The sequence below is a fragment of the Cohnella fermenti genome (genome assembly GCF_004801405.1).
GTDB classification, from domain to species: Bacteria; Bacillota; Bacilli; order Paenibacillales; family Paenibacillaceae; genus Cohnella; species Cohnella fermenti.
Genome location: NZ_SSOB01000049.1, coordinates 24,529 through 38,546 on the forward strand (window position 1 = coordinate 24,529; position 14,018 = coordinate 38,546).

Genomic DNA, 14,018 nt, shown 5'->3' on the forward strand with positions numbered 1-14,018 from the left:
CACACCCCCGTCACTAAGATGACAGCTTCATCAGTTCGATCAGTTGCGCGTTGTCCATCTCCGTAATCCAGCTCTCCTGCAAGTCCGGCACGATATCCTGCGTCAGCCTGAGCTTGGTCTCGATAATCTGGTCGATCTTCTCCTCGATGGTGCCCTCGGTGACGAATTTATGCACCAGCACATGGTTCTGCTGGCCGATTCGGAACGCCCGGTCCGTCGCCTGGTTCTCCACCGCAGGATTCCACCAGCGATCGAAGTGGATGACGTGATTGGCCTTCGTCAAGTTGAGTCCGACGCCTCCGGCCTTGATCGACAGGACGAGGAACGGCAAATAAGCGTCATTCTGGAATTCAGCGACAATCTCGTGCCGCCGTGCGACCGGCGTTCCGCCGTGCAGCACCATGCCCTTGTGCCCGAAGATTTGCTCGAGGAACGCTCGCAGCGGTTCGGTCATCTCCTTGAATTGGGTGAACACCAGCACGCGTTCGCGCTTCTCCAGAATCGTCTCGCAGATCTCCTTCAGCCGCGCGAACTTGCCGCTGTCCTCGGCGCGGAACACTTCCTGCCCCAGGTACTGGTCGGGGTGGTTGCAGATCTGCTTGAACTTCAGCAAGGACGACAGGATCAGCCCGCGGCGCTGGATGCCTTCCTTGGCGGTGTCCAGCTTCCGCTGCAAGTCCTGCACAAGCTTGCCGTACAGAACGGCTTGCTTCGGGGTCAGGCCCGCATAGGTCTTCATCTCGATCTTGTCCGGCAGGTCCGAGATAATGGCCTTGTCCGTCTTCAGTCTGCGGAGGATAAACGGCCCGACGACCTGCTTCAACCGCTGGTAGCCCTTCGGCTGCTCGCGCATTCGCTTGGACAATTCCGTGAATTCCTTAGCCGTGCCGAGCATCCCCCGATTCAGAAAATCAAACAGCGACCATAGATCGGACAAGCGGTTCTCGACGGGGGTTCCGGTCATGGCGATTCGGGCTGCGGCTCTCACCTGCTTCACGGCTCGGGTCTGCTTCGTACCCGGGTTCTTGATCGCCTGCGCTTCATCCAGGATCAGCGTGTCCCATTCGATTCGGCTGAGCCAATCATACTTCAGGAGCATGCCGTAGGTGGTGATCACCAGATCATAGGCTTCGAGGTCCGGCATCGCGCCGCCGGCGTCGTTCTCGTCGTCTCCGCCGCCGCGCATATCCCGATTCTCGGACGGGTGCCACACGTTATACTTCAAGGAAGGAGCGAAGCGATCGAGCTCCCTCATCCAGTTGCCGATCAGCGAAGCCGGAACGATAAGCAGCGAGCGTTCGCGGCGTTCCGGCCGCTGCGTCCGCACGGCATTGAGCATGGCGATAATTTGGATCGTCTTGCCCAGACCCATGTCGTCCGCCAGGCAGGCGCCAAGCCCGAGCTTCTTCATATACAGCAGCCAGCTCACGCCGCGTTCCTGGTACGTGCGCAGACTGGCCTGGAAGTCGTCGCCGGGCGAAGCGGCGCGTTCAAGCGTGTCCGGGTGAAGCAGCTTGTTCTGCAGCTCCCGGAACCATTCGCCATGCGTGACTTCCAGCTCCACGGCGGAGTCGGAGCCGGTGTCGAGGGCTTGGGCGGCGTCCAATTGCAGGCGCATCGCCTCGGCAATCGTCAACGGCTCCCGGCCAAGCGTCTGCCGCGCCTTCTCATAAGCCGCCAGCGCTTCCTGCAGGCGCTTGTGGTTCACTTCCACCCACTTGCCCTTCAGGAACACGAGTCCTTCGGCTTCCGTCAGCAACCGCCGCAGTTCTTCCTCCGAGACGGCTTCGCCGCCGAGCCATAACCCGGCATCGAAGCTCAGCAAGGTGTCCGCGCCGAGCTGGGCCGGCTCGGTGCCGCCGATGGCGACGCTGACTTTGACGTTCCTGGACTTGCTGGCCCACCACTTGGGAATGCGGCAGAGGATGCCGGCTTCCTCGTACATCGTTACCTCGGTCAGGAAGGTATAGGCTTCATCGGACATCAGGCCGATCGGGTGGAAGATGTCTCCGGAATCGAGCAGGTCGGCAATGAGGCTGCTGCCGGCTGCGGCCTTGTGAACGGTGGACAGCAATTGCAGCAGCTTAATCTCGTTGTCGTTATATTCGATCAGGGCGTTCTTCAGCGGCAGGTGGCGGGATTTGCCCGATGCCTCGCCCTCGGCCTCGGCCGCATAGGTCGCCATGAAGGAGAAGGGATATTCCTCGGTCTCCTTGTTCTCGACCAGATGGAAGTAGATTCGACCGGCAAAATGGACGTGAGCGCGGCTGGCCGCCAGCAGCGATTCCACGCTGCCTTCCCAGGACGACAGGCGGGCGGCATAGGAGTCGTGGAGCCGGCTCCACGCCCGATCGAGCCATTCCCGATCCAGGAGGCTCTGGCCATGCAGATAAGGGGCGCCACCCAGCAGCCTGTCCGCCGTCTCCTCGTCCAGCTCGGCCGTCGCCCGTTCCCGCAGTTGCTCCAGGTCGGGATTAAGCGCAAGCCGGCGCACAAAAGATGAGGCAATCTCGATCAGATAACGCAACGATTCCGCGAGCTCGTCCGGCCGTTCGATATAAGCGAGCGAGAAGAATAAATCCCGATCGCCTCTGGCGCAGCGAGCGTGGATATCTTCCTGCAAGGCTTGCGCTTGCGCGGCGGGAGCCGCGGCATCCCATACATGCTGCCAATCCAATTCAAATCGTCCATCCGGCTGCACAATCGCAATCAGCTTTTTGGCGGCATTCTCATGCACTGTGGTTCAACTCGCTTCTATCATAAATACGGAAATAGATTCCGAGGGGAGAACAGAGGCGTTCTTATGATTTATCATAACATAGGACGATCCGATAGTTGAACCTGTTCATGGACGTTGGACAGGTTGGCGCCGGAGAGCGTATCGCATTCACTCCAGCGCGTCAGGCGGCACGGGCAGGCTCTGCACGATCCCGTTCATGCTGAACGAGGCGCAGGGCATTGTCTGCGAATGGATCGTGTCGTTCCCGGAATAAACTTCGGTCAGTTCGTAGCGGGTTCCATCCAATACATATTGCTCCAACGTTAAATTAGAGAGGTCGACAATCCAATATTCCGGCACGCCGTACTGAGCATACACGACCCGCTTCTTCACCTTGTCCCTTCGGCGCGAATGCTCGGAGGCGACTTCCACCACCAGATCGGGAGCTCCGTTAATGCCTCTGTTGCTAATGATCGACATTCGGCTTCGGTGAATGACAACAAGATCCGGCTGCCGGACTTCCGTGTTGGACAAGATGACATCAATTGGAGAGGAGACGATGACATAATCGTTGCGGCAACTGAGTTTGAGTAAATGCAACAACTCGTCGGCAATCGACTGGTGCGTAAATGTAGGAGATGGACTCATGAGCTCCAGCACGCCGTCAGAGATCTCGTAACGATTGCCATCGTCGACCATATTGGCGTACATCTCGTACGTCACGGGAGTTTCCCGGATAAGCTCGTCATAGGTTCTCTTCTTCATGCGGCTTCACCTCTCCTAATAAAAAAACAAGCACCCCGGCAAAGAAACACAACTCGTGTTCGACTTTGCGAGGTGCTTCCCCGACTTTATTACCATTATTATGAAGAATGGATTGTCTGCTGTCAACCGCAGTCGGATTGCGATCCGACGTTTTGCGCGGTTTTATGTGGTTTTTCACATTCGTTGGCTTCGATGGGCGGGAATCTCGGCGTTTTATGCGTTTTTTCGCATACATGCGGCAACTCGAGCCGGAATCTCCTCTGTGTATGCTGTTTTTCACATAGAATCGTCCAAACTGCCCGCTATCGTGCTGCACGAATGTGGTTTTTCACATAAATCCCGGTCCCGCAGGCCCAAAGCGGCTTTACTGGCTTCACCGGTCTCATCATCGTCTCCGATGCGCGGTTACGGAACGAGCGTGCGGACGACGTCGTCGATCTTCAGCGAGTTGGCGATGGCGCCGCTGGCCATCCAGTAATTGCTCGGCATCTCGTAGGCATGGCCTGCCTTGACGGCGGGAAGCGACTGCCACAGCGCGCTGCTCTGGAACTCCTCCAGCAGCGGGCGCGATTGCTCGCCTTGCACGAGGATAAACAGGTAGTCGGCGTCGAGCTCGGGGAGCTTCTCGAGCGACAGCGCCTGCGCGTAGTCCCAGCTCCATTCCTTCACGAGCTTGTGCGGCGTGAGCCCGAGGTCGGCGTACAGCACCGGGCCGCTGTAGTATGTCCCGTCCATCAGTTGAATCTCCTTCGGCTTCGCGCGGATGACGGCGAACGTCTTGCCTTCGACATACGGCTGCAGCTTCTCCTTCGCGTCAGCGACTTTGCTGTCGTATTCGGCGATGGCGGCGTCGGCCTTGTCGGACGTGCCGGTCATGTCGCCGATCACGTTAAGCGTATCCTTCCAGGAGACGGTCGCATCTTGGAAAACATACGTCGGAGCGATCTGGCTGAACTGATCATAAGCGCCTTCGGCGGCAAGGTCCGGCGTGTACAGAACGATCAGGTCGGGATCGGTTCCGACGAGCGCTTCCTTGTTCAGGCCGTCCGTGAAGTCCAGCTTCGGAACGTCCTTGATGTACGGCTCAAGGTATTCCTGCACGAGATCCCCGTACGCCCACTTGGCAGCCGGAGTAATGCCGAGCGTCACGAGCGCGTCTTCGAGGTAGGGAGCGACAATTCTCTCCGGTTTGCCTTCGAGCGTGATCGTGCCCATCAGGTGAGTGTATTCCCGGCTCTCGACGGAGGCCGAAGGAGATGCCGTCGCAGAGCTTGCAGACGAAGCGGAAGGAGAGGCGGCCGGCGACGCGGAGGAGCCCGAGGAACCCGAGTCGGAATTCGAGCCGCAGCCTCCGAGCAGAAGGACGGAGGAGAGGGCGCAGACGGACAGGACGGCGGAGCGGCGAGATGTGAAGAGCTTGCGATGCATGACGAATCCCCTTTGTGGTGTACACGCGAATGTACGGATGATAATAATTCTCACTGTTAGCCATTCTACCACCGTCCCTCTCCCCGCTCCAGAGCGAAAGGTGCGGAATTCCGCGCACAAATTGTGCGGGCGGGAGTCCGTCACGGGCACCGATTGTCCGTCCGAGCTTCCGTCCTGCGCACCGATGGCGCGCCCGCAGCTCCCATCACAAGATTTGGCAGCATCAACGGAGTGCCCGGAATTCCATTAGCCTCTGAACAGCCGGAGCGCTTCCTCCAGCACCAGCGCATGAGCGTGCGGAGAGTATTCCAGCCACGGCGTCTCCGCGATCCGGTGCAGCTTGTCTTCCCGCACGGCGCGAAGGCCGTTCCACTCCGCGCTCCGGCGAAGCCGTTCCCAGCGGTCGACGGAAGCATCGTCCGAGTCGACGACAAGCAGAATTCGCGAGGGATCGCAGCGCGTCAGATCATCCTCGGCGATCGTCCGGAAGACGTCGCTTCCGTCCCATTCGTAAGCGGGGCGGAGCTTCAAGTCCTCGAAGAGGACGGCTCCTCCGTTGCGCTTCCCGTAGATGACGAGCTCCCCCAGCATGATGTGAAGCAAGGCGACCGTCCCTTCTCCGACGCGTTCGCGAATGCGGGAGCCGATGTCCGCCGCCCGGAGCTCGTAGTTCCCGATCCATTCGGCCGCTTCCCGCTCCTTCCCGAGAATGGCGGAGATGCGCCGGAATTGGGTGCGCCAGTTGTCCGCCATCCACGGGATGGCGACGGCCGGGGCGATCTTGCGCAGTTGTTCCTCCACCTCGTCCGGGATGTTCTCGTCATGCAAAATAATCTGAGGCCGCGAGTCGGCGAGGTGCTGCAGGTTGTAGCGCCAGAGCTCGGGGGGCATGCTCTTGCCCCGCTTCAGATGGACCGGAATGCGGTCGTGGAAGCCGCGGCGATGCTGCTCGCGGGAGCGGTCGATCGGCGCCGCATAAGGGACGATGTCCAGCGCGAGCAGATGAGCCGCATAGTGGTAGCTCACGGAGGCGATCCGCTCGTTCTTCCGGCTCGCGAATGCGGCGGGCGAGAGGCCGACCGCCTCCTTGAACGCGCGGCGGAAGCTTGTCTCCTCCGCGTAGCCGACCCGGAGCGCGACATCGCGCCATTCGGCTCCGGTCAGGAGAAGCTCCTGCGCGCGCTTCATGCGAATGCCGGCGAGGAAGCGATGCGGGGAAGCGCCGGTCTCCTTCTTGAAGGTGTGGGAGAAGTGCCATGGGCTCATGCCGGCGATTCCGGCCAGCCCGTCCCGGGACAGCGGCTCCTGGTAACGAAGCTCCATCTCCCGGACGACGCGGAGGATGGCCCGGTCCGCTTCCTGGCTGCGGTCCTCCGCCAGCAGCTCCAGAAGCCGATAGACGAGCGCATAGAAGAGCGGCTGCATCTTGAAGTCGCGCTGCTGCGGCGGAAGCGCGCGGGCAGCGGCGAGCCGCGAAGCCAGATGGTGCAGCTCGCGGAACCAGGCCCGCGGCAGCTCGACCCTGTCGATGCCGAGGCACGCCGCCGCTCGGAAAACCCGTCGGCTCCCGCCATCCGTCGCCTCCCGAAGAGCCTCGAAGCCGAGCCGGAAGCCGCGCAGCGAAGCCAGGCCATCCGGTTCGCTCTCAATCAGCATTCCCGGAGCGAGCAGCAAGCTCTTGCCTCGTTCCAGGGAGTAGACGCGTCCGTCCACGACGAGATTGCCTTGCCCTTCGTCGACGAGAAGCAGCGTATGGAGCTCGGCGAACGCTCGCTTCGACGCGGCGATAGCGGCCGGAACCGACGGAGAGCCCGGTGCGGCGGAAGCGGGCAGGCGCTCGCCCTCGAGACGATCGAGACAATCGAAGCGGAACAGGGGAAGGGAAGCGGGCTGTGCATCAATTGGACGCTCATTCATCGGCAAGGCTCCTTGTTCGAGGCGGGTGATAATTATTATCAATTATAAGCGCAACGTCTCCACATAGAAAGAGGGAGCTCCTTCCGCCGAATCGGACGGATGAAGCTCCCTTGCCCATTGTTCTTACTCTCGCTCGCCCGAGACTCCTTACACGCCGGAGTAAGCCATGAAGCCGCCGTCGACGGGGATGACCGCTCCGGTGACGAAGCTGGACGTGTCGTTGTCGAGCAGCCACAGCACCGTTCCGAGCAGGTCCTCCGGCACGCCGAACCGGCGCATCGGGGTATGCGCAAGAATTTTGTTCGAGCGGGCGGTCAGGCTGCCGTCCGCGTGGCGGAGCAGCGTCTTGTTCTGCTCCGTCTCGAAGAAGCCGGGCGCGATCGCGTTCACGCGAATGTTCGACTCGGCCAGGTGGACGGCGAGGAACTGCGTGAAGTTGTTGACCGCGGCCTTGGCCGCGCCATAGGCGGCGACCTTCGTCATCGGGCTGAACGAGCTCATGGACGAGACGTTCAGCACGACGCCTCCGCCGCGTTCGGTCATGGAACGGGTGAAAATCTGCGTCGGGATCATCGTCCCCATGAAGTTCAGGTCCAGCACGTTGCGGAAGCCGGGGATGCTCAGGTCGAACAGCGTCGTGACGCCTTCGCGGCCGAGATCGTCCAGGCTGAACGTCTCGTTCGTCGTATTCGCGCTCGGATGATTGCCGCCGGCTCCGTTCAGCAGAATGTCGCACGGGCCGAGCCGCTCGGTGACGGCGCGCTCCGCCTCGCGCACGCTGTCCGCGTTCGTCACGTCGCAAGCGACGGCAATCGCCGTTCCTCCGCTGCGCTCAATGTCGCTTACGACGGCCTGTCCCTTTTCCACCGTGCGATTAAGAATGGCAACCTTGGCGCCCTGGCGGGCCAGCTCGATCGCCATCGCCCGGCACAGCACGCCCGAGCCTCCGGTAATGACGGCAACCTTGCCGCTTAGGGAGGTGTGCAGCGGAAGTCCGCTCATCGAGACCCCTCCTTATTGGCGCTGCGCGCTGCCGCGTCCCATACGCCCCACAGATACATGATGCCGAGCGCCCGGTCGTACAGCCCGTAGCCGGGCCGGCACACTTCGCCCCACAGATGGCGGCCGTGGTCGGGACGAGCATAGCCGGTGAAGCCGATGTCGTGATACGCCTGCACGATGCCCGCGATGTCGACGCTGCCGTCCTGCGTGCGGTGCGACGATTCGATGAAGTCCCCGTTGTCGTAGCGTCGCACGTTGCGGATGTGGGCGAACGGAATCCGGTCCTTGAACTCGTGGATCATGGCGATGAGGTCGTTGTCCGGATTCGCGCCGAGCGAGCCGCTGCACAGCGTGATGCCGTTGCTTGGGTGGTCGTGCAGCTTCAGGAAGCGGCGGAAGTTCGCCTGGCCCGTCATGATGCGCGGCAGCCCGAAGATGGACCACGGCGGATCGTCCGGGTGAATCGCCATCCGGATGCCGCTCCTCGCGGCAACGGGAACGATCTCGTCCAGGAAGTGCTTCAGGTTGTCCCACAGCTTCTCCTCCGTGACGCCCTTGTAGGCTTCGAACAGCGAGGTCAGATGCGCAAGCCGCTCCGGCTCCCAGCCCGGCATCGTCAGCGCGGAATTCTCGTTGATCTTGGCGACCAGGTCGAACGGGTCGATATTGTCAATGCGAGCCTTCTCGTAGAATAGCGCGGTGGAGCCGTCTTCCAGTTCCTTGTGCAGGTCCGTACGGAGCCAGTCGAAGATCGGCATGAAGTTGTAGCAGATGACCTTGACGCCGATTTCTCCAAGCTTCTCGATTGTTCGTTTGTAATTCTCGATATAGCGGTCCCGGCTCGGCAGACCGAGCTTGATGTCCTCATGGACGTTGACGCTCTCGACGACATCGATGTTGAAGCCGGCGGCGACCTCGTCGCGCAGCGCGACGATCTTGTCCATCGGCCATTCTTCGCCGGCGGGAACGTCGTGAAGCGACCAGACGATCGTCTCCACGCCCGGAATCTGCCGGATCTGGGCGAGGGAGACGGTGTCGTTGCCTTCGCCGAACCAACGGAAGCCCATTCTCATAGCTTGCGATTCCTCCTTAGATGAAGTAATGCGGGTACTTCTCGCGCAGGACGACTTGATCCTTGACGCTGAGCAGCAGGTGCTCCTGCATCGTGCTCTCGGCCAAGGCCGCGTCGTGCGCCTCGATGGCGTCCGCCATCCTCTCATGCTGGTCGTACAGGTGGTTCCACTGGTGGTCCGAGAAGAGCCGAAGCAGCCGGGTGCGGTTCAGGTGCGCGTTCATCTGCTGGATGACCGCCCACGTATTGAGCTTGCCGCAGCCTTCGAACAGCGTCCGATGGTAGCTCTCGTCGAGCTCGAACAGCCGAAGATCGTCCTTGCGCTCCATGCTCTCGCGCTGCTCCTTCAGGTTGGCGCGCAGTTCCGCAAGCTTGTCCGCCGGGAAGCTGTCGCAGGCAAGGCGAATAACCGCCTTCTCAAGCTGCTCGCGCATGAAGCGCGCCTCCTCGACCAGCTCGGGGTCGATCAGGGAGACGAACGTGCCGCGCTGCGGCAGCACCTGGACAAGCCCTTCCTGGGCGAGCCGGAGGAAGCTCTCGCGAACCGGCGTCCGGCTTACGTTAAAGGCGAGAGAGGACTCCTTCTCGGACAAGGCGGCTCCGGGAGGGAGCTCAAGGCTTAGAATCTGGCTCTTCAGCTTCGAGTAGACGACGTCTCTGGCGGACGGGATCGGCGTCTGTCCGAGGAATGGCATGGCGAATCGACTCCTTTCCATTCCATACTACCACACTTGTATGGTAGTATGGAACTGTAAATCGGAGACGAACTCGCATGGGGGGAATGTACGGATATGACAGCTGTTTTTCCAACGGAACAATTGCTCTTGACGAGCAAAAGCGCCAGGCGCCTGTACCACGATTACGCGGCGGAGATGCCGATTCTCGACTATCACAGCCATCTCGACCAGAGGAGAATCGCGTCGGGGCAGCCGTTCCGCAACCTGACGGAGCTCTGGCTGAACGGGGACCATTACAAGTGGAGGGCGCTGCGCTGGCTCGGCGTGGACGAGCGGTTCATTACCGGCGACGCCTCGGACAAGGACAAGTTCCTCGTCTGGGCGAAGGCGGCTCCGGCGATGGCGGGCAATCCGCTGTATCACTGGACGCATCTGGAGCTGTCGAGGTACTTCGGCATCGAGGAGCGGCTGACGGAAGACAATGCGGAGGCCGTCTGGAACCGGGCGAACGAGCGGCTCTCGGAGCCTGCCTTCACCGGCGCGGGCATTCTGGACCGCTTCAAGGTGCGCGCCGTCTGCACGACGGACGATCCGATCGATTCGCTCGCGGACCACGCCGCCATCCGGGATAACCCGGCGATTCGGGCGAAGGTCGCGCCGACGTTCCGACCGGATCGGATTCTCGACATCCGGAGGCCGGACTTCCCGGCCTACATCGCCGAGCTGGGGAAGACGTCGAACACGGCGATCGAGGGCCTGCCGGGGCTACTGGCGGCGATCGACTCTCGAATTGCGTTTTTCCACGAGTCGGGCTGCCGCCTCTCCGATCACGGCTTCGGCGAGCTGCCCTACGCTCCGGCCCCGGAATCCGGGATCGCCCGCATCCTGAAGGACGCGCTCGGGGGAAGGGCGGTGTCGGAAGCCGATGCCGCGGCTTACCAGACCTGGCTGCTGCTGCGGCTCGGCGAGCGGTACCATGCCAAGGGCTGGACGATGCAGTTGCACATCGGCGCCATCCGCAACAACAACGACCGCATGTCCGCGCTGCTCGGCAAGGACAGCGGCTACGATTCGATTCTCGACTACTCGCTGGCGAGATCGCTGAACGGGGTGCTGAACGCGCTCGACAGGGAGGACCGGCTGCCGAAGACGATCGTCTACTCGCTGTATCCGTACCATCACGAGCTCATCGCGACGACAATCGGCAACTTCCAGGGCGGCGGCGTCCGCGGCAAGCTGCAGCTCGGCTCCGCGTGGTGGTTCCACGACCAGAAGGAAGGGATGATCCAGCAGCTCAAGGCGCTGTCGAGCATCGGGCTGATCAGCGCGTTCGTCGGCATGCTGACCGATTCGCGCAGCTTCATGTCGTTCCCGCGCCACGAGTACTTCCGCCGGGTGCTGTGCGGCCTGTTCGGGACGTGGATGGAGGAGGGCGAGCTGCCGATGGATTACGACTATATCGGCGAGATGATTCGCGACATCTGCTACCGGAACGCGGAGGGGTACTTCGGGTTGCTAGAGTGATGAACGCCGCCGCCCGTTTGCGCCCGGTTTTATACGAATTTTCACATTCATCGGCGCGTTTATAGCGGAAAATGACGTTTTTATGCGGTTTTTCACATTTATCTGGAGGCTGAGGGGGCGTTTGTCCGTGATATATGTTAAATTTAGCATTCATCGGCCCAAAGCGCCCCGATTGCCGTAAATGAATGCGGTTTTTCACATTCGTTTGTTAAACCGATACGAGATCGAGATAGAGATCGCCAAAGACCAAGAGCGCCCCCGTCATTCTTGCGATGACAGAAGCGCTCTTCGGCATGTTCAGTTCATGCTATCCGCCAATTCGCCAACCAACCAACCAACCAACCAACCAGCCCGCCAGGCAGCTATGATCCAAATTACAGAATTTTGAAGCCGGAGGCGTTATCCTCGAGATAGAGGGGACGCCTCTTCGCGATGAATTCGCAGTTCCGCACGCTCGCACACCCGCTTCGCCCAATTGTTTGATTTACTCTTTACTTTTTCTTAAATTATAATTATTCTAAAGTAGACAAAAAAGCAGCACAAGCAGGTTCCATACAAAAGCGCGCGAGAACCCTCTCGCTTACCGTGCAGTCTCCTTAACCGGAGGCTGCATGTGCCGTTTTAAGGGCCGTAATAATGGGATTCATTCTCACCAGAAGGAGTTGTTCACACATGAACACCACAATGAAGCCGACGATCAACCGGACGATGGAGCCGGCGCAGGGGCAAGCCGAATATCAAGATAAGCAAGCCGGATGGCAGGAGGAGCAATTGCCGAACGCAAGCGGGAGCCTCGGGCGCAAGCGGGCGCGGATGCAGCTCGGAGAGGATCTGAAGAGATACGGGGAAGGGCTGGCCGCGCTTGCGAGCGGTCTGCTGATCGCCGTCGCATGGAGCTTGTCGTCCGCCGCGGAGTCGGCCTCGATCGCCGTCTATGTGCTGGCGTTCCTCGTCGGCGGCTTCGCCAAAGCGAAGGAAGGATGGCTGACTCTTGTCCGGGAGAAGGAACTTGATGTCAACCTGCTCATGATCGTCGCCGCCATCGGAGCCGCCGGAATCGGCTACTGGACGGAGGGCGCCGTTCTTATTTTTATTTTCTCGCTGAGCGGGGCGCTCGAGACGTACACGATGGACCGGAGCAGCCGGGACATCTCCTCCTTGATGGGGCTGAAGCCCGAGACGGCGGTGCGCTGTTCCGAGGAGGGCGAGAGCGTGGTCCCGATCGAGAGCCTGAACGTGGGGGATGTGATTCTCGTTCGTCCGGGCGAACGGATTCCGGCGGACGGACTTGTGCGCGAAGGCACCTCTTCCGTCAACCAGGCGTCGATTACCGGAGAGTCGCTGCCGGTCGACAAGGGACAGGGCGACGAGACATTCGCCGGGACGCTGAACGGGCAAGGCGCGCTGTTCATCGAGGTGACGAAGCGAAGCGATTCCACCCTGCTGACGAAAATGATCCGGCTCGTGCAGGAAGCACAGAGCGAGAAGCCGGCAACCCAACGGTTCATTGACAAGCTTGAGCGGATTTACGTTCGTCTCGTGCTGCTGGCGACAGCGCTGCTGATTCTGGCGCCGCCGCTGCTGCTCGGCGCTTCGTGGGAGTCGACGTTCTACAAGGCGATGGTGTTCCTTGTCGTCGCCTCGCCGTGCGCTCTTGTCGCAGCGACGATGCCGGCCGTGCTGGCGGCGATCTCTTCGGGCGCGCGGCACGGGCTGCTCTTCAAGGGCGGCGCCCACGTCGATGCGATTGCGGGCATCCGGGCGATCGCCTTCGACAAGACGGGGACGCTGACGCTCGGCCGGCCGGACGTCACCGATGTTGCGGCGTTCGGCGGAGTGGGCGAGTCCGAGGCGCTTCGCATTGCGGCGTCGCTGGAGAGCCTGTCGGAGCATCCGCTTGCCCGCGCGATCGTCCGGGAGGCGGAGAGCAGAGGGCTGGCGCTTCGCCGTCCGTCCGGCTTCCAGGCCTTGATCGGCTGGGGCATCCAGGCGGAATGGGAAGGCGAGACATGGAGGCTGGGCAAGGCGGAGCTCGGCGTGCCGGCCGAGGAGGAGCGTTCGGCGGAGTGGACGCGGGTCGCCGCCGAGCTTGAAGCGCAAGGCAAAACAGTGACCGTGCTTTACCGGGAGAATGTCGTCGTCGCCATTATCGCCCTGCGCGACGTTGTTCGGCCGGAGGCGAAGAGCGTTGTCGCGCGGCTTCGCGGCATGGGCATCGAAGTGGCGATGCTGACGGGCGACAGCCGCCGGGCGGCAGCGGCGATCGCCGGGGAGCTTGGCATCGCGCGAGTGTTCGCCGAGCTTCTGCCGGAGGACAAGGTCGCCAAGGTGAAGGAGCTCGGCGCGGGCTTCCGTTCCGTCGCGATGGTCGGCGACGGCGTCAACGACGCCCCGGCTCTCGCCGTCGCTTCCGTCGGCATCGCGATGGGAGGCGCCGGCAGCGATGCCGCGCTGGAGACGGCCGACATTGTTCTGATGAACGACGATATCGGGCGCATCGCCGACGCCGTCGAGCTGGGCCGGCGCACGAGGCGAATCGTGAAGGCGAACATCGCCTTCGCGCTCGGCGTCATCTCGCTGCTCATCGCCGGCAACTTCGCCGCAGGGCTGGCGCTTCCGCTCGGCGTCGTCGGGCACGAGGGCAGCACCATCCTCGTGATTCTGAACGGGCTGCGGCTGCTCGGAGGCGCGCCTTTCCGCTCGCGGACACCTCTTCGGGCAGCCGGAGCGGAGGAGGAGGCTCGGGGAGGAATCAGGGCGTAAGCTCGCGGGGGTTGGCGGGAGGGGGGGACTGCTCGGAGGGGCTGGCGCACGGGCTGGGTGCTAGTTGCGCAAAATAGTCTCTTATCCCTTCGATTCAGGGCTGCGTGCGAAGGGGGCCCCCTGAATCGAAGGGATAAGGCACCCTTTTTTG

9 protein-coding genes are annotated in these 14,018 nt (G+C 61.6%); 2 read left to right on the forward strand and 7 right to left on the reverse strand.

From position 1 onward, the window contains the following. Nucleotides 1-13: 13 nt before the first annotated feature. The 7 genes from E6C55_RS27720 to E6C55_RS27750 all read right to left on the reverse strand — a co-directional run bounded on the left by E6C55_RS27720 (nucleotide 14) and on the right by E6C55_RS27750 (nucleotide 9,598). Nucleotides 14-2,737: a DEAD/DEAH box helicase gene (locus E6C55_RS27720; protein WP_136373082.1), complete on the reverse strand. Its 2,724-nt coding sequence runs from the start codon at nucleotides 2,735-2,737 to the stop codon at nucleotides 14-16. Between the two features lie 150 nt (nucleotides 2,738-2,887). Continuing rightward, nucleotides 2,888-3,484, reverse strand: a complete 597-nt coding sequence (locus E6C55_RS27725) for a Uma2 family endonuclease (RefSeq protein WP_136373083.1) — start codon at nucleotides 3,482-3,484, stop codon at nucleotides 2,888-2,890. Between the two features lie 405 nt (nucleotides 3,485-3,889). Further along, nucleotides 3,890-4,912: an ABC transporter substrate-binding protein gene (locus E6C55_RS27730; protein WP_136373084.1), complete on the reverse strand. Its 1,023-nt coding sequence runs from the start codon at nucleotides 4,910-4,912 to the stop codon at nucleotides 3,890-3,892. Between the two features lie 246 nt (nucleotides 4,913-5,158). After that, nucleotides 5,159-6,829, reverse strand: coding sequence for an AraC family transcriptional regulator (locus tag E6C55_RS27735; protein WP_136373085.1), 1,671 nt, complete (start codon nucleotides 6,827-6,829; stop codon nucleotides 5,159-5,161). 147 nt (nucleotides 6,830-6,976) lie between these two features. Further along, nucleotides 6,977-7,831 (reverse strand): SDR family oxidoreductase, encoded by an 855-nt coding sequence (locus E6C55_RS27740; protein WP_136373086.1) that lies wholly within the window; start codon nucleotides 7,829-7,831, stop codon nucleotides 6,977-6,979. Next, complete coding sequence (gene uxuA, locus E6C55_RS27745) at nucleotides 7,828-8,904, reverse strand: mannonate dehydratase (RefSeq protein ID WP_136373087.1); 1,077 nt, start codon at nucleotides 8,902-8,904, stop codon at nucleotides 7,828-7,830. The genes E6C55_RS27740 and uxuA overlap by 4 nt, the downstream gene beginning before the upstream one ends. A gap of 16 nt (nucleotides 8,905-8,920) precedes the next feature. Further along, entirely contained in the window at nucleotides 8,921-9,598 is a 678-nt protein-coding gene (locus E6C55_RS27750) for a GntR family transcriptional regulator (RefSeq protein WP_136373088.1), read from the reverse strand. 96 nt (nucleotides 9,599-9,694) lie between these two features. On the opposite strand from E6C55_RS27750, the gene uxaC reads away from it, so the two are divergent. Further along, a complete protein-coding gene (uxaC, locus tag E6C55_RS27755; RefSeq protein ID WP_136373089.1) occupies nucleotides 9,695-11,104 on the forward strand; it encodes a glucuronate isomerase in 1,410 nt (469 codons plus the stop codon). A 672-nt stretch (nucleotides 11,105-11,776) separates the two neighbouring features. Then, the gene (locus tag E6C55_RS27760; RefSeq protein ID WP_330999668.1) at nucleotides 11,777-13,867 is read left to right on the forward strand and encodes a heavy metal translocating P-type ATPase; all 2,091 of its coding nucleotides are present in this window, start codon (nucleotides 11,777-11,779) and stop codon (nucleotides 13,865-13,867) included. Nucleotides 13,868-14,018 lie beyond the last annotated feature (151 nt).

What these genes read in the sequence shown, in the direction of transcription:
- E6C55_RS27725 (WP_136373083.1), bottom strand. Translation starts at nt 3,484, where the DNA reads ATGAAGAAGAGAACCTATGACGAGCTTATCCGGGAAACTCCCGTGACG.
- E6C55_RS27730 (WP_136373084.1), bottom strand. Translation starts at nt 4,912, where the DNA reads ATGCATCGCAAGCTCTTCACATCTCGCCGCTCCGCCGTCCTGTCCGTC.
- E6C55_RS27735 (WP_136373085.1), bottom strand. Translation starts at nt 6,829, where the DNA reads ATGAATGAGCGTCCAATTGATGCACAGCCCGCTTCCCTTCCCCTGTTC.
- E6C55_RS27740 (WP_136373086.1), bottom strand. Translation starts at nt 7,831, where the DNA reads ATGAGCGGACTTCCGCTGCACACCTCCCTAAGCGGCAAGGTTGCCGTC.
- uxuA (WP_136373087.1), bottom strand. Translation starts at nt 8,904, where the DNA reads ATGAGAATGGGCTTCCGTTGGTTCGGCGAAGGCAACGACACCGTCTCC.
- E6C55_RS27750 (WP_136373088.1), bottom strand. Translation starts at nt 9,598, where the DNA reads ATGCCATTCCTCGGACAGACGCCGATCCCGTCCGCCAGAGACGTCGTC.
- uxaC (WP_136373089.1), top strand. Translation starts at nt 9,695, where the DNA reads ATGACAGCTGTTTTTCCAACGGAACAATTGCTCTTGACGAGCAAAAGC.
- E6C55_RS27760 (WP_330999668.1), top strand. Translation starts at nt 11,777, where the DNA reads ATGAACACCACAATGAAGCCGACGATCAACCGGACGATGGAGCCGGCG.